Raw genomic sequence first — 24094 nt, forward strand, 5'->3', positions numbered from 1 at the left:
TTCTGAGGGGCTGGTGGTTCTGGCATGCTGAACGGCATGACGGAACCGCAGTTCGGGGGCAGGGAAGACTGGACGTCGGCTGCCCCTCCGCCGCCTCAACCACCGCCGGGTTATCAGCCCCAGTACCCGCCGCCACCACCACCGGGCGCGTACTACGACCCCTCGGCGCCCTACGGTCGGCATCCGCAGACGGGCGAACCGCTGTCGGAGAAGTCCAAGGTCGTCGCAGGCCTGCTCCAGCTGATCGGATTGTTCGGTCTGGTGGGCATCGGACGTATCTACCTCGGCTACACCGGACTGGGCATCGCCCAGCTGTTGGTGGGGCTGTTCACCTGCGGGGTGGGCGCGATCATCTGGGGCATCATCGACGCCGTCTTGATCCTCGGCGACAAGGTGCGGGACCCGCACGGCCGTCCCCTCCGCGATGGAACCTAGCTACGCCCCAGTACGGCTGTACGGCGCACTCGCGACGGGTGCAGTGCTGGTCGGCGGGCTAGCCTATGTCGGCCTCGGCGATCCGCACCGGCCCGGGTTCCTCTTTCCCGGGTGCCCCTTCAGGATGTTGACCGGATTGAACTGCCCGGCCTGTGGCGGCCTGCGGATGACGCACGACCTGCTGCACGGCGACGTCGGTGCCGCGGTGGTCGACAACGTGTTCCTGCTCGTCGGCATGCCGCTGTTGGTGGTCTGGCTGCTGGTGCGCTGGAGACGCGGTGAACGTCTGATGCCGGTACCTGCGATGGTGACGATCTTCGTCGCCGCGATCGCGTGGACGGTGGTGCGGAACTGGCCGGGCTTCCCGCTGGTGCCGACCTTCATCGAGGGGTGAGCCAGCAACCCCGCTGATACAATCGACAATCGGGCCGGTGTAGTCCCGGAAAATCGTTTCCGGACTGCGGAGGTACACCAATGCTGTTCTCGGCATTGCCAGATGCGCAGGGGCTCTACGACCCCGAGCGTGAGTCGGACTCGTGCGGTGTCGCCATGGTCGCCGACATCCAGGGCCGCCGTTCGCACGCCATCGTCAGCGACGGACTGACGGCACTCGAACACCTCGAACATCGCGGCGCCGCCGGTGCCGAACCCAACAGCGGCGACGGCGCCGGCATCCTGCTGCAGCTGCCCGTCGAACTGCTCCGCGAAGTCGTCGACTTCGAGCTACCTCAACCGACGCCGGACGGTGAGAACACCTTCGCGGCCGGAACGTGTTTCCTGCCAAGCGATCCCGTCGCACGCGCCGCCGCCCGTTCGAACATCGAGACGATCGCCGCCGAAGAAGGCCTCGAGGTGCTCGGCTGGCGCGAGGTTCCCGTCGATCCCGACGGTGCCGAAGTCGGGATGACCGCGCTCGGTTGTATGCCGCACATGACCCAATTGTTCGTCGCCGCACCAGAACACAACGGCCACCGGCCCGCCGGCATCGACCTCGACCGCCGGGTGTACCCGCTGCGCAAGCGCGCCGAGATGGGCGAGCTGTACTTCCCTTCGCTCTCCAGCAGGACCATGGCCTACAAGGGCATGCTGACGACGTTGCAACTGCCGCGGTTCTTCCCGGATCTGCGTGACGAACGGTGCAAGAGCGCCATCGCCATCGTGCACAGCCGCTTCTCGACGAACACGTTCCCGTCGTGGCCGCTGGCGCACCCGTTCCGCTTCGTCGCCCACAACGGCGAGATCAACACCGTGCGCGGCAACCGCAACCGGATGCACGCCCGCGAGGCGATGCTGGCCAGCACCCGCATCCCCGGCGATCTCAGCCGGCTCTCGCCGGTCTGCACGCCGGGATCGTCCGACTCCGCGTCCTTCGACCAGGTGCTCGAACTGCTGCACCTCGGCGGCCGCAGCCTCCCGCATGCAGTGCTCATGATGATCCCGGAGGCCTGGGAGAACAACACCACGATGGACCCGGTGCGGCGTGCGTTCTGGCAGTTCCACGCCTCCCTCATGGAGCCGTGGGACGGGCCGGCGTGCGTCACCTTCACCGACGGCACGGTCGTCGGTGCGGTGTTGGACCGCAACGGGTTACGGCCCGGCCGCTGGTGGCGCACCATCGACGACCGGATCATCCTCGCCAGTGAGAGCGGCGTGCTCGACGTGCCCTCCGCCGAGATCGTGGCGAAGGGCCGGCTGGAGCCCGGCAAGATGTTCCTCATCGACACCGCTGCGGGCCGGATCGTGTCCGACGACGAGATCAAGGACGAGCTGGCCAACGCCGAACCCTACGACGAATGGCTGCACTCGGGACTGCTCGATCTGAAGACGTTGCCCGACCGGGTGCGCGTTGCGCCCAACCACGATTCGGTGGTGCGCAGGCAGATCTCCTTCGGCTACACGGAGGAGGAGCTGCGCATCCTGCTCACCCCGATGGCCGCGTCGGGCGCGGAGCCCTTGGGCTCCATGGGAACCGACACCCCGACGGCTGTGCTCTCGCAGCGCTCGCGGCTGCTCTACGACTACTTCGTCGAGCTGTTCGCCCAGGTGACCAACCCGCCGCTCGACGCGATCCGCGAAGAAGTGGTCACGTCGATGGCGCGGGTGATGGGACCCGAGCACAACCTGCTCGAACCGTCGGCCGCGTCCTGCCGTCAGATCATGCTGGCGTGGCCCGTGCTCGACAACGACGAACTGAACAAGATCGTCCACATCAACGACGACGGCGAGCAGTCCGGGCTCAAGACCGCCGTGCTGCGTGCGCTCTACGACGTCGAACGCGGCGGCGAGGGACTGGCCGACGCGCTCGAGGATTTGCGCATTCGTGCGTGCGAGGCGATCGCGAAGGGCGCCAGGACGCTGGTCATCTCGGACCGCGACTCCGACCACACGAAGGCGCCGATCCCGTCGCTGCTCGCGGTTTCCGCGGTGCATCACCACCTGGTCCGCACCAAGGAACGCACGACGGTCGGGCTGGTCGTGGAGAGCGGTGACGCGCGCGAGGTGCACCACATCGCGATGCTGATCGGCTTCGGGGCCGCGGCGGTCAACCCCTATCTGGCCTTCGAGTCCATCGAGGACCTCGTTCGTGAGGGCGAGCTGACCGGCATCGAGGCGTCGGCAGCGGTGCGCAACTACCTCAAGGCGCTCGGCAAGGGCGTCATGAAGGTCATGAGCAAGATGGGCATCTCGACCGTCGCGTCCTACACCGGCGCCCAGGCCTTCGAGGCCATCGGGCTCGACCGCGACGTCGTCGACGAGTACTTCGCAGGCACCCCAACCCAACTCGGCGGCGTCGGCCTCGACGTGATCGCCGAGGAGGTCAAACTGCGCCACCGGCGGGCCTATCCGGAGAACCCGACGGAACGCGTGCACCGCAGGCTGGAGGTGGGTGGTGAGTACGCCTTCCGGCGTGAGGGTGAACTGCACCTCTTCTCGCCGGAAGTGGTGTTCCTGCTGCAACATGCGACCCGTACCGGTCGCTACGAGGTGTTCCAGCAGTACTCCGACGAGGTCAACCGGCTGAACCGCGAGGGCGGCGCCTTGCGCGGGCTGTTCGAGCTCAAGACCGGCGTCCGACCACCCGTGCCGCTGGAGGAGGTCGAACCGGTCGAGTCGATCTTCACCCGGTTCAACACCGGCGCAATGAGTTACGGCTCCATCTCCGCCGAAGCGCACGAGACCATGGCCATCGCGATGAACAAGATCGGCGGCCGCTCGAACAGTGGGGAGGGCGGCGAAGACGTCGACCGGCTCTACGACCCGCGCCGACGCAGCGCCGTCAAGCAGGTCGCGTCGGGCCGGTTCGGCGTCACCAGTGATTATCTGGTCAATGCCACCGACATCCAGATCAAGATGGCGCAGGGCGCCAAGCCGGGTGAGGGCGGTCAGCTGCCCGGCTACAAGGTGTATCCGAACATCGCGAAGACCAGGCACTCCACGCCGGGCGTCGGGTTGATCTCGCCGCCGCCGCATCACGACATCTATTCGATCGAGGATCTGGCGCAACTGATCCACGACCTGAAGAACGCCAACTCGCAGGCGCGCGTGCACGTCAAGCTGGTCAGCTCCGTCGGGGTGGGGACCGTCGCGGCGGGCGTCTCGAAGGCGCACGCCGACGTGGTGCTGATCTCGGGCTACGACGGCGGCACCGGTGCTGCGCCGCTGACGAGCCTCAAGCACGCGGGCGCGCCGTGGGAGATCGGCCTCGCGGACACCCAACAGACGTTGGTGCTCAACGGCCTTCGGGATCGGATCACCGTGCAGTGCGACGGCGGTATGCGCACGGCACGTGACGTGATCGTGGCGGCGTTGCTCGGCGCCGAGGAGTACGGCTTCGCGACGGCGCCGCTGGTGGTGGCCGGCTGCATCATGATGCGGGTGTGTCACCTCGACACCTGCCCGGTCGGTGTGGCGACCCAGAACCCCGAGCTGCGTGCCAGGTTCAACGGCAAGCCGGAGTTCGTCGAGAACTTCTTCCGGTTCATCGCCGAAGACGTCCGGAAGTATCTGGCGGAGTTGGGCTTCCGTAGCCTGGACGAGGCGGTCGGGCACCTCGACCTGCTCGACACCGCGCCGGGCATCGCGCACTGGAAGAGCCGCGGGCTGGACCTCACGCCCATCTTCACGATGCCAACGGATGCGCACGGAGCGCAGCTCACCCAGCGGCGCAGGCTGCGCGACCAGGATCACGCCCTCGAGCACGCACTGGACCAGACCATCATTGCGCTGGCCGAGGGAGCCCTCGAGGACGCCCACCCGGTGCGGCTGGAATTGCCGGTGCGCAACGTCAACCGCACCGTCGGCACGCTGCTCGGCTCAGAGGTCACCCGCCGCTACGGCGCACAGGGCCTGCCGGACGACACGATTCACGTCACCCTGACCGGGTCGGCGGGGCAGTCGATCGGCGCGTTCCTTCCGCCGGGTGTCACGCTGGAACTCATCGGTGACGCCAATGATTATGTCGGCAAGGGACTTTCGGGCGGTCGGGTGATCGTGCGCCCCGATGACGACGTGCTGTTCCTGCCCGAGGACAACGTCATCGCCGGCAACACCCTGCTGTTCGGTGCCACCTCCGGCGAGGTGTTCCTACGCGGACGGGTGGGGGAGCGGTTCTGCGCCCGCAACTCCGGCGCGCTGGCCGTCGTGGAGGGTGTCGGCGACCACGCCTGCGAGTACATGACCGGTGGGCGCGTGGTGGTGCTCGGCAAGACGGGCCGCAACATGGCGGCAGGCATGTCGGGCGGCATCGCGTTCGTGCTCGGTCTGGATCCGGCCATGGTCAACCCCGCGATGGTGGAGTTGCAGCGGCTCGATCCGGAGGATCTGGCGTGGCTGCACGACGTCGTCGTACGGCACTCCAACCTCACCCGCAGCACGTTGGCGAAGTCGCTGCTGTCCGACTGGCCAAGGCGCAGCGCTCAATTCACCAAGATCATGCCCACCGACTATCAACGCGTCGTGCAGGCCACCCGGATGGCGAAGGCCGAGGGCCGCGACGTGGACACCGCGATCATGGAGGCGAGCCGTGGCTGACCCCACCGGTTTCTTGAAGGTGCCCAAGGTGGAGGCGCCCAAGCGTCCCGTCGACGAACGGGTCGGCGATTGGCGCGAAGTCTACGAACAGCAGGATCCGCACGAGCGGGCCGGCGAGGTCTCGCAGCAGGCGCGCCGGTGCATGGATTGCGGTATCCCGTTCTGCCACTCCGGAAGTGCGGGCTGTCCGCTCGGAAACCTGATCCCCGAGTGGAACGACCTGGTCCGGCGCGGCCGCTGGGATGCCGCGAGCGACCGGCTGCACGCCACCAACAACTTCCCCGAGTTCACCGGGCGGCTGTGCCCCGCACCGTGCGAGGCGGCCTGCGTGCTGTCGATCGCCGAGGAAGACACCGGTGGCGCCGTCACCATCAAGCGCATCGAGAACACCATCGCCGACCATGCCTGGCTGGACGGCCGCGTCGAGCCCCAGCCGGCCGCCATCTCAACCGGCAAGAGCGTCGCCGTAGTGGGCTCCGGGCCCGCAGGACTGGCGGCCGCCCAACAGCTCACCCGAGCCGGCCACGACGTCACGGTCTACGAGCGCGACGATCGCATCGGCGGGTTGATGCGCTACGGCATTCCCGAGTACAAGCTCGAGAAGTCCGTGCTGAACCAGCGGCTGAGCCAGATGCGCGCCGAGGGCACCCGGTTCGTGACGGACTGCGAGGTCGGCGTCGACTTGTCCATCGAAGCGCTCCGTGCCCAGCACGCGGCCGTCGTGCTGGCGGTTGGGGCGCTGCGCGCCCGCGACAACCAGGTCGAGGGGCGTGAGCTGGCGGGCGTGCACCTGGCGATGGAACATCTCGTGCCCGCCAACAAGGAGTGCGAGGGCGACGGCGCATCGTCGATCTCGGCGAAGGGCAAGCACGTGGTCATCATCGGCGGTGGCGACACCGGCGCCGACTGCCTCGGCACGGCGCACCGGCAGGGCGCGAAGTCGGTGACGCAGCTCGACTACAACCCGGAGCCTCCCGAGCAGCGCGACGAATCGCGGTCGCCATGGCCGACGTGGCCGCTGGTGGTGCGCACCTCGCCCGCCCACGCCGAGGGTGGCGCACGCCGCTACGAGGTGGCCGTGCAGCGATTCACCGGTGACGAGCAGGGAAACCTTCGGGCAATGGAGATCGCCGAGGTCAGGGTGGAGCGTGACGCCGAGGGCTGTCGGCGCATCACGCCGGTCGGCGACACGATCGAGATTCCCTGCGAATTGGCGCTGCTCGCGATCGGCTTCGAGGGCGTCGAGCACATGGCGCTGCTCGACGGCCTCGGGCTGAAACTCAACGGGCGTGGGGCTCTGACCTGCGGCTCGGACTGGCAGACCGACGCGCCAGGGGTGTTCGTCTGCGGCGATGCGCACCGCGGTGCATCGCTGATCGTGTGGGCCATCGCGGAGGGGCGCAGCGCCGCCCATGCGGTCGACGCCTACCTGATGGGTGACTCGGACCTTCCCGAGCCGGTCAAGCCTGGCGCGCTGCCTCTGGCCGTCATCTGAATCGATTAACGACTATGCTGAGTTTCCGTGAGTAGACGCGGAAAGATCGTCTGTACCCTTGGCCCAGCCACTTCCACCGATGAGACGGTGAAGGCACTGGTCGAGGCCGGAATGGACGTCGCAAGACTTAACTTCAGCCATGGTGACTACACCGACCACGAATCGAACTACAAGCTCGTCCGTGCGGCGTCGGACACCACCGGCCGCGCCGTCGGCATCATGGCCGACCTTCAAGGGCCGAAGATCCGGCTCGGCCGCTTCGTCGATGGCCCGACCGTCTGGGCGGCGGGCGAGACGGTGCGGATCACCATCGACGACTTCGAGGGCACGCACGACCGCGTGTCGACCACTTATAAGCGGCTGGCGCAGGACGCCACGCCCGGCGACCGGGTCCTCGTCGACGACGGCAACATCGGGTTGGTCGTCGAGCACATCGACGGCAACGACGTCGTCTGCTCGGTCACCGAGGGCGGCAAGGTCAGCAACAACAAGGGCATGTCCCTGCCCGGCATGAACGTCTCGGCCCCCGCCCTTTCCGAGAAGGACATTGAGGACCTCGAGTTCGCGCTGCGCCTCGGCGTTGATCTGGTCGCCCTGTCGTTCGTGCGGTCACCATCTGACATCGAGTTGGTCCACGACATCATGGACCGTGTCGGTCGGCGGGTGCCCGTCATCGCCAAGCTCGAAAAGCCGGAGGCCATCGACAACCTCGAGGCCATCGTGCTGGCGTTCGACGCCATCATGGTGGCGCGCGGCGACCTCGGCGTCGAACTGCCGCTCGAGGAGGTGCCGCTGGTTCAGAAGCGGGCCATCCAGATGGCAAGGGAGAACGCCAAGCCCGTCATCGTCGCGACCCAGATGCTGGAGTCGATGATCGAGAACTCCCGGCCCACGCGTGCCGAGGCGTCCGACGTGGCCAATGCCGTGTTGGACGGCGCGGACGCGGTGATGCTGTCCGGCGAGACGTCGGTGGGCAAGTTCCCGCTGGAGGCGGTCAGGACGATGGCACGCATCGTCACCGCCGTGGAGGAGAACTCCACCGCCGCGCCGCCCCTGACCCACGTACCGCGCACCAAGCGCGGCGTCATCTCCTACGCGGCCCGCGACATCGGCGAACGCCTGGACGCCAAGGCGTTGGTGGCGTTCACGCAGTCCGGTGACACCGTCAAGCGGCTGGCCCGGCTGCACACGCCGTTGCCGTTGCTGGCGTTCACCCCGCTGCCCGAGGTGCGCAGCCAGCTGGCGCTGACCTGGGGCACCGAGACGTTCATCGTGCCGCACATGGAGACCACCGACGGGATGATCCGTCAGGTCGACGAGTCACTGCTGGCGCTGGGCCGATACAAGCGCGGCGACCTGGTGGTCATCGTCGCTGGCGCCCCTCCGGGCACAGTAGGCTCGACCAACCTGATTCACGTGCACCGGATCGGGGAGGACGACCACTAGGGAGGCTGCGTGTCTGTCGGCGACTTGAAGGAGCTGCTGGCGGTACTCGACCTTCACCGGGTGGACGACGACGCCTTCACCGGCGCGCACCCCAGCAAGAATCCCGTCCGGACGTTCGGCGGCCAGATGATGGCGCAGGCGTTCGTCGCGGCGAGTCGGACGCTGCGCCACGTCCTTCCGCCCAGCGCGTTGTCGATGCACTTCATCGCCGGCGGCGATCCGGCGAAGGATCTGGAGTTCCACGTCGTGCGGCTGCGCGACGAGCGCCGCTTCGCCAACCGGCGCGTCGACGTCGTGCAGGACGGCGTGCTGTTGGGCTCGGCGTTGGTGTCCCACCTGTCGGGTGGACGTGGTCTCGAGCACGACGTCGACGCACCGAGTGTTCCCGCTCCGCACGATCTCCCGACGATCGACGACCTGCTGGTGGGCTACGAGAAGACGGTGCCGCACTTCGTCGACGCGCTGCGCCCAATCCAGTGGCGCTACACCAACGACCCGGCCTGGGTGATGCGCGACAAGGGGGAGCGCCTCGAGCACAACCGGGTGTGGCTCACGGCCGACGGCCCAATGCCCGACGACCCGGTGCTGCACACCGCGGCGCTGGTGTACTCGTCGGACACCACGGTGCTGGACTCGATCATCACCACCCACGGGCTGTCGTGGGGATTCGACCGCATCTTCGCGGTCACGATGAACCACTCGGTGTGGTTTCACCGGACCATCCACTTCGACGACTGGGTGCTGTACGCGACGTCGTCGCCCGTGGCGGCCGAATCGAGGGGCCTCGGGACGGGACACTTCTTCGACGAATCCGGGCGCGTGTTGGCCACTGTCGTGCAGGAGGGAATCGTCAAGCACTTCCCTGGATCTGGCTCGTAGCGGCGTATCGTTGAGTCGGTGAACGAGTCCTTCGTGCACACCGCACCGAGGTTGCGGGCCCGGGAGCGGGTCGTGGTCCATGTGCACTCACCGGCCGCCCGCTGGATCAGCGCCCTCGCGGTGCTCAGCCTGTTCTGCTGGCTGATCCTGATGTCGATCCGCGACCCCAACCGGCATGCCGACTGGCACACCGCGAGCCGGCTCGGATGGGCGTTGACGATCTTCGTCGCGGTGGCCTTCATCGCGCGCGGCATCTTCCTCGGCAGACCGGTGACGGCGGCGCACGCATGGATGGCGATGGCGTTCTTGATCGCCGGGTTCGCGGCGCGGGTGGTGTTCGTCGACGCTTTGGGCAACGCGTTCATGATCGCGGCGGGCGTGGCGCTGATGTGGCCCACCGCCGCCAGGCCCAATCCCGCTGACCTGACCAAAGTTTGGGCCTTGGTCGACGCGACGACCGGCGACCCCGTTGCGCCGTTCGCCATGCAGTCGTTGAAGTGCCATCACTTCAGCCAGGACGGTGGCGCGGCGATCGCCTACCGCACCCGGTTCGGCTACGCGGTGGTGAGCGGCGACCCCATCGGCGACGAATCCCAGTTCCCGGAACTGGTCCATGATTTCGTCACGACCTGTCATGCCTGGGGCTGGCGCATCGTGGTCCTCGGCTGCAGCCAGCGCCGGTTGGATCTGTGGTCGGACGTCGCGGCGATCGGGCAGTCGCTGCGGCCGGTTCCGATCGGACGTGACGTGGTGATCGACGTGACCGGTTTCGACATGGTCGGCCGTCGGTTCCGCAATCTGCGTCAAGCGGTGCAGCGCACCAGGAATGCCGGGATGACCACCGAGATCGTGGCCGAGCAGGACGTCGACGACGACCTGCTCGCGGAGTTGACCGAGGTGCTGATGGCCTCGCCCAAGGGGGCTCGCACGGAGCGCGGCTTCTCGATGATCCTGGACGGTGCGCTCGAGGGCCGCTATCCGGGCATCCAGCTGATCGTCGCCCGCGACGAGCACGGACGCGTGCAGGGCTTCCACCGCTACGCGACCGCCGGGCGGGGCACCGAGGTCACCCTTGACGTTCCGTGGCGCCGCCGCGGCGCGCCCAACGGCATCGACGAGCGGTTGACGGTCGAGATGATCAACGCCGCCAAACAGCAAGGCGCCGTTCGTGTTTCGCTGGCATTCGCCGCGTTCCCGGAGATCTTCGACGACCACAACCGCGGTCGCATGCAGAGCTTCTTCTACGCCGTGATCCATCTCGGTGACGCACTCATCGCGCTGGAGTCGCTGTACCGGTACCTGCGCAAGTTCCACGCCTTGAGTGATCGGCGCTACGTGCTGCTGTCCCTGACCCAGGTGCTGCCGTTGCTGATCGTGTTGCTGTCACTGGAGTTCATGCCGCGCCGTCGGCACCTGAGCGGCTAGGGCCTCGGCGTGCTGGTGACGCTGAACTGACTCTCCATGCGTTCGCGAAGCTTGTCGGCGCACCCCTCAACGGCTTTCGGGTCCGAACCCGCGCTGCTCACGCAGTCGAGGTAGTCGGTACCGCCGACTTCGGAGAAGACCCCGATCCAGATGGGGATGAAGACGATTCCGAGGATGACGGCGAGAACGCCGAGCAGCGTTCCCGCGATGGCAACGCCTCCGTTGGTTGCCTCGCCGCGCTTCGCCCGTCCGCGCCCGACGATCCCGAGGATCACCGCGACCACGCCGAGCACGATGCCGCCGACCACCGTCCAGCAGAACACCAGGCCGATGAGGGCGACGACGAGTGCGCCGATCCCGAGCCCGTTCTTCGGCCCGGTCGGCACCGGCTGATAGCCGGGGTAGTACGGCTGGTGCGGCGGTGGGGGATACCCGCCCGGATATCCGGTCATGCCTGCCGAGGGTACCCGCCCGAACCCATCGACAGCACGGGACACGAAACGTCCTCGGACAGATGATGCGTCGCCACGACGACGGCACGGTCGGCCGGGAACAGCAGTTCCGAGGTGAGCAACTCGGTGAGAATTCGTCCGCCGTCCGCGGCGTCGAGGTGTTCGGTCGGCTCGTCGAGCAGCACGATCGGGAAGGGCGAGATGAGGGCCCGCGCTAGCAGCAGTCGACGGCGTTGCCCGGCCGACACCGCGGCGCCGCCGCCGGTCAGAATCGTGGAAAGCCCGTCTGGCAGTCCCTCCAACCACCCCTGCAGTCCCACGCGCGCCAGTGCCGCGGTCAGTTCGGCGTCTTGTGCGTCGCCGCGGGCGACCAACAGGTTGTCCCGGACGGTGGTGTCGAACAGGTGCGCGTCCTCGGCGAAGAATCCCGCCGTCCCGGTTTTGGCGGCCATGGCCATCAGGAGCGTGGTCTTGCCGCAGCCGCTGGGGCCGACGACGGCGAGGCGGTTGCCGGGCTGGACGTCCGGTACCGCGAGAGCCGGCCGGGTGCGCCGTGACGGGTCGGGTTCGGTGAGCGCCACCAGACGCCGTACGGCGATGCGGGCGCGGGTCAGTTGGGTGGCCGCGGCGGGCAGTGCCGCAGTCGACTCGAACGCGGACAGGGGCAGCAGCAACAGGATGGCCAACGTGGTCGGAGCGACCAACGGCGCCAACGAGATTCCGACCAGCAGCGCACCGAGGGCGCTGGCACCGAGCGCCAGGGTCGGCACCGCGGCGGCGAGCGCGGCGGGTGCGGCAGCCCGGTCGGCCGCCGCACCCCAGACGTGCTGTTGCCGGGTGGATTCGCTGATCACGTCGTCGAGACGACCGCCCACCCGCAGCTCCGGTGCATGCTCCAACGCCAGCATCACCGCGGCGTCGCGACGCGAATGATGCTCGACGGCAGCGTCTTCGGTTGCGGTCGCCGCGCGGGCGGCCAACCATGGCGCGACGACGCCCGCACATACCAGGGAGATGGCGAGCACGGCGGCGGCCGAGGGTGAGATCACCGCGATGACCGCGACGGAGACGAGCGACAGCACCGCAGCGACTGCGATCGGCAGAACGGCGCGGACGAGTACGTCGGCGAGCTCGTCGACCGACGAACCGACGCGGGCCACCAGATCTCCACTGTGCAGGCGCATCGCCGTCTCGGCCGGAGCGTCGACCAGCCTGCGGTACAGCTGGGCGCGTGCGGTCCCGGCGGCGCGCAGTGCGGTGTCGTGCGACGCCAGCCGCTCGCAATAGCCGAGCACGCCGCGCGAGATGCCCAGTGCCCGAACGGCCACCACCGCAACGGTCAGGTCGAGCACCGGCGGCATCTGCCACGCCCGCGTGATCAGCCACGCCGAGACCCCGGCGAGCGCCAGTGCGCTGCCGAGGGCGAGTACTCCGAGCGTGACGGCGAGGGCCAGCCGGGACCAGCGCGGCCGGAGCAGGCCGAGCGCGGCGACGAACGATTCTCGATCACGCAACGAGGAGCTCACCCCCGACGTGCACGACGCGGTCCGCGATGGCGGTCACCGGCTCGCGGTGGCCGACGACCACCACGGTCGCTCCGGCACGTGCCCGTTCGGCGACGGCACGCAGCACGCGAGCCTCCAGATCGGCGTCGAGGTGCGACGTCGGCTCGTCGAGCAACAGGACGGGCGCCGCGGAGCCGAAGACCCGGGCCAGGCCGAGTCGCTGACGCTGGCCGAGCGAAAGGCCTTCGCCGCCACGGCCGATGACGGTGTCCAACCCGTCGGGCAGGGTGGCCAACACCTCGTCGAAACCCGCCGTCCGGCAAGCCCCTTCGAGGTCATTCAGGGGTCCGAAGAGTTCCAGGTTCTCGCGCAGCGTGCCGGGCAAGAGGGCCGGACGTTGGGTCAGCCACGCCACCTGCGTCCACCACTCGTTTGGGTCCAGCTCGGTGACGTCCACTCCGGCGACCAGCACCCGCCCCGACGTTGGCGGGGTCAACCCGAGGATCGTTTGCAGCACGGTGCTCTTGCCCGCACCGTTCGGCCCAGTCAGGACCGTCACCGCGCCGGCGTCGACGTCCGCCGTCAGTCGGTGCGGCGCCGCGCCGTCCCGGCCGACGACAGTGACGTCCTCGAGACGGATCGCCGCACCCGCGGCAGCGATCGACCGTGTTCCGGCGTTCGGGACGGAGACGGCGTCGAGCAGGCCGAATGCCTTCTCCGCGGCCGTCTTCCCGTCCTGCGCGGCGTGGAACTCCATCCCCATCCGGCGCAGCGGCCAGAACACCTCGGGGGCCAGGAGCAGTGCCGTCAGTGCCGTGGACAGCGCCACTTCGCCGAACACCAATCGGAGTCCGACGCTCACGGCGACGAGCGCGACGCCGAGGGTCGCGAGCAGTTCGAGGACCAGCGCCGACAGGAACGTGATGCGAAGCGTGGCCATCGTGGAACGGCGATGCGCCGCAGCGAGTTCGGCGATCCGGTGCGCGGGCCCTTCGGCTCTACCGAGGGCGCGCAGCGTCGGGATGCCTGCAATGAGATCGAGCAACCGGGACTGCAGTGTGGTCATGGCGGCCAGCGACGCTGCCGACCGTTCGGCGGTGACCAGGCCGATGAGCACCATGAAGGCCGGCACCAGTGGCAGCGCGATCGTCACGATCACCGCGGAACGCACGTCGTAGCAGGCGATCACGAGCAGTGCGGCAGGCGTGAGGACCCCGGCCAGGATCACCGAGGGCAGATAGCGGGTGAAGTAGGGCCGCAGTCCGTCGAGACCACGGGTGATCAGGACAGCGGCTTGATCACGGTGGGCCGCCAGCAGTCGCGGCGGCAGGCCCGCGACGGTCGTCAGCACCCGCTCGTTGACCTCGGCGATCACCGCCGTTGCGCCGCGTTGGCTCAGCCGGGCCTGCAACCACTGCGCGACTGCACGAAGCATCCACAGCGCCAAGAGGATCCACAGCGGGCCCGACCAGTGCGACACCGTGCGCGATCCGGGTTCGGTGATGATGCCCGCGATCACGTGCGCCAACAGCACGGCGGAGGCGATCGCGCTGGCGGCGATCACGACGCCGCAGCCCACCGACGCGGCCAGATGGCGCCGCATCGCAGCCGAGGCGTGCAGGCGGTTCACGTCACGCGCCGCGACAGACCGATCGGCTCCGGAATCCGCGCCGCTGAGATGCGTTGCCGGAAGACCCAATACGTCCACGACTGATAGCCGATGACGAGCGGAGCGAAGATCGCGGCGGCCCAGCTCATGATCTTCAGGGTGTAGGGCGTCGACGACGCGTTGGCCACGGTGAGGCTCCAGTCGGGGTTCAGCGTCGACGGCACCAGGTTGGGATAGAGCACCGCGAACAACAGCGTCACGACGGCGGCCACGACCACCGTCGTCGCCACGAACGTCCAGCCGTCACCGCCCCGGCTCCATACCAACATGACGGCCGACAGTTGCGCGACGACCGCGATGCCCAGGATCAACCACGTCCAGCTCTTGCCATGCGCCAGCTGAGTCCACAGTCCGAACCCGGCCACCACCACGGTCACGGGCAGCGCGAGTCGAGTCGCGAACCGAATCGCGTCGTCGCGAACGGCCCCTTCGGTCTTGAGCCGGATGTACACCGCGCCGTGGAAGGCGAACAGGCCGGCGGTCGCCAGTCCGCCGAGCAGTGTGTAGGGGTTGAGGATGGCGGCGACGGTCAGGTCGATCTGTTTGTCGGCGCCGACCGGAAGGCCGCGCGCCAAAGCCGCGAAGGCGACACCCCAGAGGGCGGCGGGCAGCCAGGAGCCGAGCCCGATGCCGAGGTCGGCCCAACCGCGCCACTGTGGATCGTCGATCTTGCCGCGCCACTCGATGGCGCAGATGCGCAGGATCATCGACAGCAGGATCACCAGCAGCGGCAGATAGAGCCCCGAGAAGACGGTGGCGTACATCCCCGGGAAGGCCGCGAACATCGCGCCGCCGGCGGTGATCAACCACACCTCGTTGCCGTCCCACACCGGTCCGATCGTGTTGAGCACCGCGCGCTCGTGCTGCTCGCGGTCGCCCATCGCCACTCGACCGAGGGGTTTCATCAGCATGCCGACGCCGAAGTCGAAGCCCTCGAGCACGAAGAAGCCCACGAAGAGTGCCGCCAAGGCGATGAACCAGAAGTCCTGTAGTGCCACGGATTGCTCCTCAGTACGCGAACGAAAGGGGTGCGATCTCGTCGTCGCCCGGTGGCTTCGGCGGCGCGGGCTCGGAGTCGTGTTCCAGGGGCCCCTCGACGACGTAACGGCGGATCAGCCAGAACCAGATCACCGCCAGCCCCGCGTAGACCGTCGTGAACAGAATGAGCGACGTCAACACCATGGGCGCCGAATGTCCCGACACGCCTTGATCGACGGTCAGTCGGAGCATCTGGTCGCCGGTCGGGTTGGGCACCACCACCCACGGTTGCCTGCCCATCTCGGTGAACACCCATCCGGCGCTGTTGGCGAGGAACGGCGTGGGCAGCACGAGAAGGGCGAACCAGGAGAACCAGCGTTGGTCGGGGATGCGCCCGCGCCGAGTGAGCCACAGCGCGACGAGCGCGAACAGCACTGGGACGGCGAGCAATCCGATCATCGCCCGGAAGGACCAGTAGGTGACGAACAGGTTCGGACGGTAGTCGCCGGGCCCGAACTTGGTTTGGTACTGCTCCTGAAGGTCCTTCACGCCCTCCAGGCGAACGCCGCTGAACTTTCCCTCGGCGAGGAACGGCAGCACGTAGGGCACCTCGATGAGGTGGGTGACGCTGTCGCAGTTGTTGTGCGTCCCGACGGTGAGGATGGAGAAGTCCGGATCGGTTTCGGTGTGGCACAACGATTCCGCGCTTGCCATCTTCATCGGCTGCTGCTGAAACATCAGCTTGCCCTGGGAATCGCCGGTGAAGAACAGGCCAACGGCCGCCGCCAGCGCGACCAGGCAACCCAGGATCGTCGCGGGCCGGTACATCGTGCGGGCCTCGTCGGATGCGCGGCCCTTGACCAGCCACCAGGCGCATACGCCTGCGACGAACGTGCCCGCGGTGAGGAAGGCCCCCGCCACGGCGTGCGAGAAGGCAGCAATGGCCGTGTTGTTGGTGAACAACGCCACGATGCTGGTCAGTTCGGCGCGACCGGTCTCGGGGTTGAAGTGCGCCCCAACGGGATGCTGCATGAACGAGTTCGCGGCGATGATGAAGAACGCCGACATGTTCACCGCGGCGGCGACGACCCAGATGCACGCCAGGTGCACCAGGCGGGGCAGGCGGGTCCAGCCAAAGATCCAGAGCCCGATGAACGTCGACTCGAAGAAGAAGGCGACCAGCCCCTCCATCGCGAGCGGGGCGCCGAAGACGTCGCCGACGAATCGCGAGTACTCGCTCCAGTTCATGCCGAACTGGAACTCCTGGACGATGCCCGTCGCGACGCCGAGGGCGAAGTTGATCAGGAACAACTTGCCGAAGAACCGGGTCAGCCGGTACCACGCCGCATTGTCGGTGACCACCCACACCGTCTGCATGACGGCGATGAGGGGGGCCAGGCCGATGGTCAGCGGGACGAAGATGAAGTGATAGACGGTGGTGATGCCGAACTGCCAGCGTGACACGTCGAGCGCGTCCATGTACACCGTCTCCCAGGGCTGCCGGTAATCTCTACGACAGAGTGTAGTAGCGATGCGCCGCCCAGTCACTAGGGTCTTTCGACCTGGACCGGAAGGGTCTTACGGCGTCACTCCGCGGCGGCGGGCGACTCCACCTTGGGCGGCAAGGGCTGCGCCTTCTTGGTGGCGCTGCGGATGCCGAACGCCGTCACGACCTCCATGACGCCGATGACGATCAGCCAGATGCCGACGACCAGCGCGAGGGTGGCCAGCGACTCGAACGGCGACGCCAGGACCACGACACCGGCGATGAGGCTGATGATGCCGACGAAGACGTTCCACCAGCGGCCGGGCAGGGTCGGGTCGCTGATCGCGGAAACCGTTGTCGCCACGCCACGGAAGACGAAGCCGACGGCGATCCAGATGGCCATCAACAACACCGCGTCGTAGAGGTGCCGGAAGGCGAGAACGGCAAGGATCAACGACGCGGCGCCACTGATGAACAGCAGCACCCGTCCGCCCGCCGACACGTGCAGGCTGAACGCGAAGACCACCTGCTGGATACCCGTCACCAGCAGGTAGGCGCCGAAGAAGATCGCGGCGACGGTGATCGAGATCTGCGGCCACGCCACGACTGCCGCGCCGAGCGCGACGGCCAACACGCCGGAGATCAGAGCCGACTTCCACAGGTGTGGCAGCAGACTCGGGGGAGCAGGAGTTGTCATGCGCGCGATTCTGTCACAGCGTTTCCCCTGCGCGTGGACGTTCTCCGGCACCGTCGTCAATTGTCCAGACAGCGGTGTTCGACGACCGGCGTTAAGTTTCACCTACCGCGGCGTCAACACCCGGCTAGTGTTCCGTTACCGGCAGTGCGTGCTGGGTCCACGGTCGTTGACGTCGTCGGATGATGACGGCGACAGACGACCCGATGCAGAAAGATGAGGCAACTCGTGTCAGGTGGGAAGATGTGGCGCATTGCTGCGGTTTTTGCCGCGACCGGCGCACTGGCAGTGTCGGGATGCGCGAACAATACGGACAGTTCCGGCCCGTCGACGAGCACCACTGCCGCGGCCGCGGGCAAGGTCGATGAGATCGCCAACACCGTTCCCGAGGACATCAAGTCCTCCGGCAAGTTGATCGTCGGCGTGAACGTTCCCTACGCGCCCAACGAATTCAAGGATCCCAGCGGCAAGATCGTCGGCTTCGACGTCGACCTGATGAACGCCATCGCCTCCACGCTGGGTCTCACCCCGGAGTACCGGGAATCGGATTTCGCCAAGATCATCCCGTCCATCGAGGGCGGTACGTACAACGTGGGCATGTCGTCGTTCACCGATACCAAGGAACGCGAGGCGACGGTCGACTTCGTCACCTACTTCTCCGCGGGCATCCAGTGGGCGCAGCGGCCAGGAACGCCCGTCGATCCCAACAACGCCTGCGGCAAGAAGGTCGCCGTGCAGGCCACGACGACCGAAGAGGTCGACGAATTGCCCGCCAAGAGCAAGGCGTGCACCGACGCCGGCAAGCCGCCCATCGAGATCCTCAAGTTCGACGGGCAGGACGCCGCCACCAATGCGGTGGTCCTCGGTCAGGCCGACGCCATGTCGGCAGACTCGCCGGTGACCGCGTACGCGATCAAGCAGAGCCAGGGCAAGCTGGAGCCCGCCGGTGAGATCGCCGACGCCGCTCCCTACGGCTGGCCGGTCAAGAAGGGCTCACCGCTGGCGCAGTCGCTGCAGAAGGCCTTGGAGCACCTCATCGAAACCGGTGACTACAAGACCATCGCGACGAACTGGGGTGTCGAACAAGGCATGATCGACAAGCCGGTCGTGAACGGCGCAGTCAGCTGACGATGAGCGCCTGCGCCAAGAGACGATAGGACCGCCCGTGACCGTTGACGCGTCGTCGCCACCCACCAGTCCTGCGACCATTCATGCCGTACCCATGCGGCATCCGTGGCGGTGGGTGGCGGCGATCGTCATCGTCGTCCTGGTGCTGCTGTTCCTGTGGGGCGCGGCGACCAACGACGCGTACGGATGGTCCACGTACAGCAAGTACCTGTTCGACCAACGGGTGTCAGCGGCTGCGTGGGTCACCGTGCAGCTCACCGTGTATTCGATGGCTCTCGCCATCGCGCTCGGCGTGATGCTTGCCGTGATGCGGCTCTCGCCGAACCCGGTGTTCCGCTCGGTCGCCTGGGTGTACCTGTGGATCTTCCGCGGCACACCGGTTTACGTGCAGCTGGTGTTCTGGGGTCTGTTCCCCACGATCTATCGAAACATCCAGTTGGGCATACCGTTTGGGCCGACGTTCTTCCACTTCAACCTGCAGGGCCTGTCCATCGCCTTCGTGCTCGCGGTCGTCGGTCTGGGCCTCAACGAGTCCGCCTACATGGCCGAGATCATCCGCGCCGGTATCAGTTCGGTGCCAGAGGGACAGTCGGAAGCATCGACGGCACTGGGCATGTCGTGGGCGATGACCATGCGGCGCACCGTGCTTCCGCAGGCGATGCGCGTGATCATTCCGCCGACCGGCAACGAGGTCATCAGCATGCTGAAGACCACGTCGCTGGTCACCGCCGTGCCGTTCACACTGGAGCTGTACACCAAGACACGTGACATCTCGTCGGTGATCTTCCAGCCGATACCGTTGCTCATGGTTGCCGCCACCTGGTATTTGGCGATCACCAGCGTGCTGATGGTCGGTCAGTTCTACCTGGAGCGCTACTTCTCCCGCGGCGCCTCACGCAAGCTGACCACCAAGCAACTCGAGGCGCTGGCGAAGGCGCAGTTGGGGGAGACGCACCTATGACGGCCGTATCCGACGCCGCGTCGCAGCCCATGGTGAAGGCCGAGAGCGTCTGCAAGAACTTTGGCGCGCTCCAGGTGCTCAAGGGTGTGACGCTCGAGATCGGCAGGGGGCAGGTGCTCGTCCTCGTCGGGCCCTCGGGTTCGGGCAAGTCGACGTTCCTGCGCTGCATCAACCACTTGGAACAGGTGAATGCCGGTCGGCTCTACGTCGACGGCGACCTCATCGGCTACCGCGAGCGCGGCGACAAACTGCACGAAATGCCGCCCCGTGAGGCCGCGAAACAGCGCCGCGACATCGGGATGGTGTTCCAGCACTTCAATCTCTTTCCGCACCGCACCGCGCTGGACAACATCATCGAGGCACCGATACATGTCAAGGGCATGAAGAAGGCTGCCGCGATTGCCCGCGGCAAGGATCTGCTCGAGCAGGTCGGTTTGGCCGAGAAGGCAACCGCCTACCCGGCCCAGCTATCCGGCGGTCAGCAGCAGCGCGTGGCCATCGCGCGGGCGCTGGCGATGGACCCCAAACTAATGCTGTTCGACGAACCGACTTCTGCCCTCGACCCCGAACTGGTGGGCGAGGTGCTCGGCGTCATGAAGAAGCTCGCTAGCGAGGGCATGACGATGGTCGTGGTCACCCACGAAATGGGCTTCGCCCGTGAGGTCGCCGACCAACTCGTGTTCATGGACGCGGGAGTGATCATGGAGAGCGGCAACCCACGCGAGGTATTGAGCAACCCCAAGCACGAACGTACGAAGGCGTTTCTGTCCAAGGTGATGTAGCGGTGATGCCGGCGGCACGCGCACCGGACCCGGCCGCTCCACTGTGGCGGGCGGCGCAGGTCTTCCGTCTGCTGAGTTGCATCTACGCCCTCGGCTTCCAGATCGCGGTCAACGCCGAACTGGACCGGCCGGCGGTCGGATGGGCGCTCTTCGCGGTGCTGATCGGCTGGAGCGTCGCGTGCGCGGCGGCCTACTTGCAGGGTTACGGCCGCCGACTCGCCTGGGTGATCGCGGAGGTGGCGGTCGTCGTGGCGTTGGTGCTGTCGACCGAGTGGGTGGCGTCCGACGAGTGGGTGGCTGACAACCAGTCGTGGCCGACGACCTTGTGGGCCACCAACGCGACGATCTCCGCCGCCATCCTGCTCGGGCCGATCGCAGGCATGGGCACCGGCCTCTTGGTGGTGGCGGCGAGCGCGGTGTTGAAGGGCTACGTGAGCGTCGACGTGAGCCGCAACGCCACGATCGTCATCGAGCTCGCCGTGGGTCTTGCGGTCGGAATGGCCGCGCAGACTGCCCGGCGTGCGCACGCCGAACTGCAGGAGGCGGCACGACTTGCCGCGTCGCTCGGCGAACGCGAACGGTTGTTCCGCGAGGTTCACGACGGTGCCATCCAGGTGCTTGCGCTCGTCGCCCGGCGCGGCCGTGAGATCGGCGGAGCCACCGGGGAATTGGCCGAACTGGCGGGCGAACAGGAGCGGGCGTTGCGGCGCCTGGTCAGCCGGGGAAGTACGGATCCTCCGGTGGGGAGCGCCACGACGACCACCGACCTGTCCGCCCTGCTCCGAGCCCGCGCCAGTGATCGAGTGTCGGTTAGTCTGCCCGCCACCCCCGTGCCGTTGGACGCGTCCGTCGCGACCGAGGTGGACGCCGCAGTGGCCAACGCCCTTGACAACGTCATCGCGCACGCTGGAGCCGACGCGCACGCCTTCGTGTTGCTCGAGGATCTCGGGGACTCGGTGGTGGTCAGCATCCGCGACGACGGAGTGGGTATCGAGGTGGGTCGCCTCGATCAGGCGGTGTCGGAGGGCCGTGTCGGTGTGGCGAAATCGATTGTGGGCCGGATGAATTGGCTAGGCGGCAGCGCGCATCTGACGTCGGCGCCCGGCGCGGGCACCGAATGGGAGCTCACTGTCAACAGATCGGGCGGACGTGATGGCAGACGTTGAGCGCGAGTACCGGGTGATGGTGGTCGACGACCATCCGATCTGGCGGGACGCGGTGGCCCGCGACCTCGCCGAGGACGGATTCGACGTGGTTGCCACGGCCGACGGCGTCGCGTCCGCCCGACGGCGCGCCGCGGTCGTGAAACCCGACGTCGTGGTGATGGACATGCGCTTGGCGGACGGCACGGGTGCCACCGCGACGGCCGAGGTACTGGCGGTGTCTCCGTCGTCGAGGATCCTCGTGCTCTCGGCGTCCGATGAGCGCGACGACGTGCTGGAGGCCGTAAAGGCCGGCGCCACCGGCTATCTGGTCAAGAGCGCGTCGAAGGCCGAGTTGGCCGCCGCCGTGCGTGCCACCGGCGAAGGCCGTGCCGTCTTCACCCCCGGACTCGCCGGTCTGGTGCTGGGGGAGTACCGGCGGATGGCACGTACCGACGCGGGGTCGGCAACGCCAAGCCTCACCGAACGCGAGACCGAAGTCCTGCGGCATGTCGCGAAGGGACTGACCGCAAGGCAGATCGCGGAACGGTTGTCGTTGAGTCACCGCACCGTCGAGAACCACGTGCAGGCGACGTTCCGGAAGCTGCAGGTGGCCAACCGGGTCGAACTGGCCCGCTACGCCATCGAACACGGTCTCGACAAGGAGTAAGTCGGCCCAACAGGACCGGCAGGACCCGCCGGTGTGAGGGCTCTCACCGGCGGAAATGCAATGCGCCGCGGTCATTTGGCTGTTGTAGGTGGTGAACGAAGGGAGTCCATGATGACTAGTGCGAACCGTCGAAACGACGCCGAGATCGCCACTTTCCAGGCCTCGCCAGAGCTCGCGGGCAATCTGCAGCGCGTATTGGCGGACCTGATCGAGCTACATCTGCAAGGCAAGCAGGCGCATTGGAACGTGGTGGGCACCAACTTCCGCGACCTGCATCTGCAGCTCGATGAACTCGTCGACTTCGCCCGCACGGGCAGTGACACCATCGCGGAGCGCCTGCGGGCGCTGGACGCGGTCCCGGACGGCCGGTCGGACACCGTGGCGGCGACCACGACGCTGCCGCAGTTCCCCGCCTACGAAATCAGCACCACCGAGGCCGTCGACCTGATCACCGCTCGCGTGTACGCGGCGGTCGAGACGATGCGTGCGGTGCACGATGACGTGGATGCCGAAGACCCGAGCACTGCCGACATCCTGCATCAGCTCATCGACGGCCTGGAGAAGTTGGCCTGGCTGATCAAGTCGGAGAACCGCAAGGTCTAAGCCGGTAGGGCGCGTCGGCCCGTCAGGTACCACGTGTGCATGACGCCCTTTCCCTTGACGTCTATCTCGCCGCGTTCCTCGAAGCTGAAGCCTCGCAGCAGGCGCCGATAGACGTCATCGGGCACCTGAATCCGGCCTTCGACGTCCGTGGTCTCCATGCGGGAGGCCACGTTCACCGCATCGCCCCAGACGTCGTAGAAGAACTTGCGGGCACCGACCACGCCCGCGACCACAGGGCCCGCCGCGAGGCCGATTCGTAGCGGCACCGCGCGGCCCTGCGGATCCTTGAGGTCGGCCACGGCGTCGGCCATGTCCAGCGCAAGGCCCGCCAGCGCCTCGAGGTGGTCGGGCCGTGCCAGGGGTACGCCACTGACGACCATGTACGAATCGCCGCTCGTCTTGACCTTTTCGAGGCCGTGGCGGTCGACGAGGGCGTCCAAATCGGTGTAGAGGGCGTCGAGGAAGCGGACGAGCTCGGTCGGCGTCGTGTCGCTGGCGCGCTTGGTGTAGCCGGCGATGTCCGCGAACAGGATGGATGCGTCGTCGTACTTGTCGGCGATGATGTTGTGGGCCGGATCCTTCAGACGTGCGGCTATCGAGGCAGGCAAGATGTTGGCTAGCAGCGACTCGGAACGTCGGTACTCGATCTCCATTGCGCGCTCGGCCCTTGCGATCTCGCGCAGTGCGGACCCGACCGTCGCCACGACCAACACCCATGCGGCGATCGTGTTGACGATGAAACCCGTGGTGAACGCCCAGTCTGGCTGACTGCCGGTGTTGTGCGGGACGAGCAGTTCGAGCGCGATGACCGCCCCGGCGCCGAGTGCAGCCAGGACCGAAGCCAGCACGATGCGTTCGATCCCCAGAACCAGCACCACGATGGCCGCCGCGACGACGAAGTAGAAGTGCAGGCCGATCCCGCTCCCGATGTAGACCGAGGAGACCGTGATCGACGTGTATGCGACGGCGAAGAAGACGATCGGCGGCACCACGTCGCCGAACCGGTAGAGCCGCGGGATGAGCAGGAACACGACCGCACTCACCAGGTTGAGGTATCCGATCCACTGCGTATCGCGGGCGATGAGGAACTGCTGGACGCCGAACAGCACGCTGACGGCGGCCGCGATTTGGGTCGTCACGGTGAGCACCCGCTGGTGCCGCGCGGTGCTTTCCGCCCGGTGTTGTGTCCGGCCGGTGCACCTGATCTCGAGCGCGACGTTCGGCACGCACGCGCCACGCCGGCGGGGCGGGTTCAGGCCTCCCGCATGGGCGCTGTCGTCCATGACCGCCACTACTAGAGAGTAACTCGCGGG

General features: G+C 67.4%; 20 protein-coding genes. 13 read left to right on the plus strand and 7 right to left on the minus strand.

Features of this window, described 5'->3' with window-relative positions; all coding sequences use genetic code 11:
• The first annotated feature begins 24 nt into the window (after positions 1-24).
• The 7 genes from N536_RS0122050 (at position 25) to N536_RS0122080 (ending at position 10711) form a co-directional block, all read left to right on the plus strand.
• Positions 25-435 carry a TM2 domain-containing protein gene (locus N536_RS0122050; RefSeq protein ID WP_029115599.1) on the plus strand — a complete coding sequence of 137 codons (411 nt, stop codon included), beginning with the start codon at positions 25-27 and terminating at the stop codon, positions 433-435.
• Positions 425-829, plus strand: coding sequence for a DUF2752 domain-containing protein (locus N536_RS0122055; protein ID WP_029115600.1), 405 nt, complete (start codon positions 425-427; stop codon positions 827-829). Before N536_RS0122050 ends, N536_RS0122055 begins: the two co-directional genes overlap by 11 nt.
• 80 nt (positions 830-909) lie before the next feature.
• Entirely contained in the window at positions 910-5466 is a 4557-nt protein-coding gene (gene gltB, locus N536_RS0122060; protein WP_029115601.1) for a glutamate synthase large subunit, read from the plus strand.
• The gene (locus N536_RS0122065; RefSeq protein WP_029115602.1) at positions 5459-6961 is read left to right on the plus strand and encodes a glutamate synthase subunit beta; all 1503 of its coding nucleotides are present in this window, start codon (positions 5459-5461) and stop codon (positions 6959-6961) included. Before gltB ends, N536_RS0122065 begins: the two co-directional genes overlap by 8 nt.
• Positions 6962-6988: 27 nt before the next feature.
• A complete protein-coding gene (gene pyk / locus N536_RS0122070; RefSeq protein WP_029115603.1) occupies positions 6989-8407 on the plus strand; it encodes a pyruvate kinase in 1419 nt (472 codons plus the stop codon).
• Between the two features lie 9 nt (positions 8408-8416).
• On the plus strand, positions 8417-9286 hold the full coding sequence (locus N536_RS0122075; protein WP_029115604.1) for an acyl-CoA thioesterase II: 870 nt from the start codon (positions 8417-8419) through the stop codon (positions 9284-9286).
• An 18-nt stretch (positions 9287-9304) separates the two neighbouring features.
• Positions 9305-10711, plus strand: coding sequence for a bifunctional lysylphosphatidylglycerol flippase/synthetase MprF (locus tag N536_RS0122080; protein ID WP_029115605.1), 1407 nt, complete (start codon positions 9305-9307; stop codon positions 10709-10711).
• On the opposite strand, the gene N536_RS0122085 is transcribed toward N536_RS0122080, so the two are convergent.
• From N536_RS0122085 to N536_RS0122110, 6 genes are all read right to left on the minus strand, one after another.
• Positions 10708-11163: a DUF4190 domain-containing protein gene (locus N536_RS0122085; protein WP_029115606.1), complete on the minus strand. Its 456-nt coding sequence runs from the start codon at positions 11161-11163 to the stop codon at positions 10708-10710. The genes N536_RS0122080 and N536_RS0122085 overlap by 4 nt on opposite strands.
• Positions 11160-12677, minus strand: a complete 1518-nt coding sequence (locus N536_RS0122090) for an ATP-binding cassette domain-containing protein (protein ID WP_029115607.1) — start codon at positions 12675-12677, stop codon at positions 11160-11162. Before N536_RS0122090 ends, N536_RS0122085 begins: the two co-directional genes overlap by 4 nt.
• On the minus strand, positions 12670-14271 hold the full coding sequence (cydD, locus tag N536_RS0122095) for a thiol reductant ABC exporter subunit CydD (protein ID WP_029115608.1): 1602 nt from the start codon (positions 14269-14271) through the stop codon (positions 12670-12672). Before cydD ends, N536_RS0122090 begins: the two co-directional genes overlap by 8 nt.
• Before the next feature lie 23 nt (positions 14272-14294).
• Positions 14295-15335 carry a cytochrome d ubiquinol oxidase subunit II gene (gene cydB, locus N536_RS0122100; RefSeq protein ID WP_029115609.1) on the minus strand — a complete coding sequence of 347 codons (1041 nt, stop codon included), beginning with the start codon at positions 15333-15335 and terminating at the stop codon, positions 14295-14297.
• A gap of 10 nt (positions 15336-15345) precedes the next feature.
• Positions 15346-16794 (minus strand): cytochrome ubiquinol oxidase subunit I, encoded by a 1449-nt coding sequence (locus N536_RS0122105; protein WP_029115610.1) that lies wholly within the window; start codon positions 16792-16794, stop codon positions 15346-15348.
• A gap of 107 nt (positions 16795-16901) precedes the next feature.
• Positions 16902-17498, minus strand: coding sequence for an HdeD family acid-resistance protein (locus tag N536_RS0122110; protein WP_081809330.1), 597 nt, complete (start codon positions 17496-17498; stop codon positions 16902-16904).
• A 240-nt stretch (positions 17499-17738) separates the two neighbouring features.
• Here N536_RS0122110 and N536_RS0122115 point away from each other — a divergent pair, with 240 nt between their 5' ends.
• The 6 genes from N536_RS0122115 to N536_RS0122140 all read left to right on the plus strand — a co-directional run bounded on the left by N536_RS0122115 (position 17739) and on the right by N536_RS0122140 (position 22781).
• Positions 17739-18623 carry an ABC transporter substrate-binding protein gene (locus tag N536_RS0122115; RefSeq protein ID WP_036437276.1) on the plus strand — a complete coding sequence of 295 codons (885 nt, stop codon included), beginning with the start codon at positions 17739-17741 and terminating at the stop codon, positions 18621-18623.
• Between the two features lie 94 nt (positions 18624-18717).
• The gene (locus tag N536_RS0122120; protein ID WP_155948685.1) at positions 18718-19584 is read left to right on the plus strand and encodes an amino acid ABC transporter permease; all 867 of its coding nucleotides are present in this window, start codon (positions 18718-18720) and stop codon (positions 19582-19584) included.
• Positions 19585-19613: 29 nt separating this feature from the next.
• Complete coding sequence (locus tag N536_RS0122125; protein ID WP_029115614.1) at positions 19614-20366, plus strand: amino acid ABC transporter ATP-binding protein; 753 nt, start codon at positions 19614-19616, stop codon at positions 20364-20366.
• 5 nt (positions 20367-20371) lie between these two features.
• The gene (gene macS / locus N536_RS0122130) at positions 20372-21532 is read left to right on the plus strand and encodes a MacS family sensor histidine kinase (protein WP_029115615.1); all 1161 of its coding nucleotides are present in this window, start codon (positions 20372-20374) and stop codon (positions 21530-21532) included.
• Positions 21519-22178 (plus strand): response regulator transcription factor, encoded by a 660-nt coding sequence (locus tag N536_RS0122135; RefSeq protein WP_029115616.1) that lies wholly within the window; start codon positions 21519-21521, stop codon positions 22176-22178. Before macS ends, N536_RS0122135 begins: the two co-directional genes overlap by 14 nt.
• Positions 22179-22289: 111 nt before the next feature.
• Entirely contained in the window at positions 22290-22781 is a 492-nt protein-coding gene (locus tag N536_RS0122140) for a Dps family protein (RefSeq protein ID WP_029115617.1), read from the plus strand.
• Here the strand turns inward: N536_RS0122140 and N536_RS0122145 are convergent.
• The gene (locus N536_RS0122145) at positions 22778-24064 is read right to left on the minus strand and encodes an adenylate/guanylate cyclase domain-containing protein (protein ID WP_081809331.1); all 1287 of its coding nucleotides are present in this window, start codon (positions 24062-24064) and stop codon (positions 22778-22780) included. The genes N536_RS0122140 and N536_RS0122145 overlap by 4 nt on opposite strands.
• Positions 24065-24094: the final 30 nt, after the last annotated feature.

Source organism: Mycobacterium sp. URHB0044, from assembly GCF_000620625.1.
In the GTDB taxonomy this organism is placed as follows: domain Bacteria; phylum Actinomycetota; class Actinomycetes; order Mycobacteriales; family Mycobacteriaceae; genus Mycobacterium.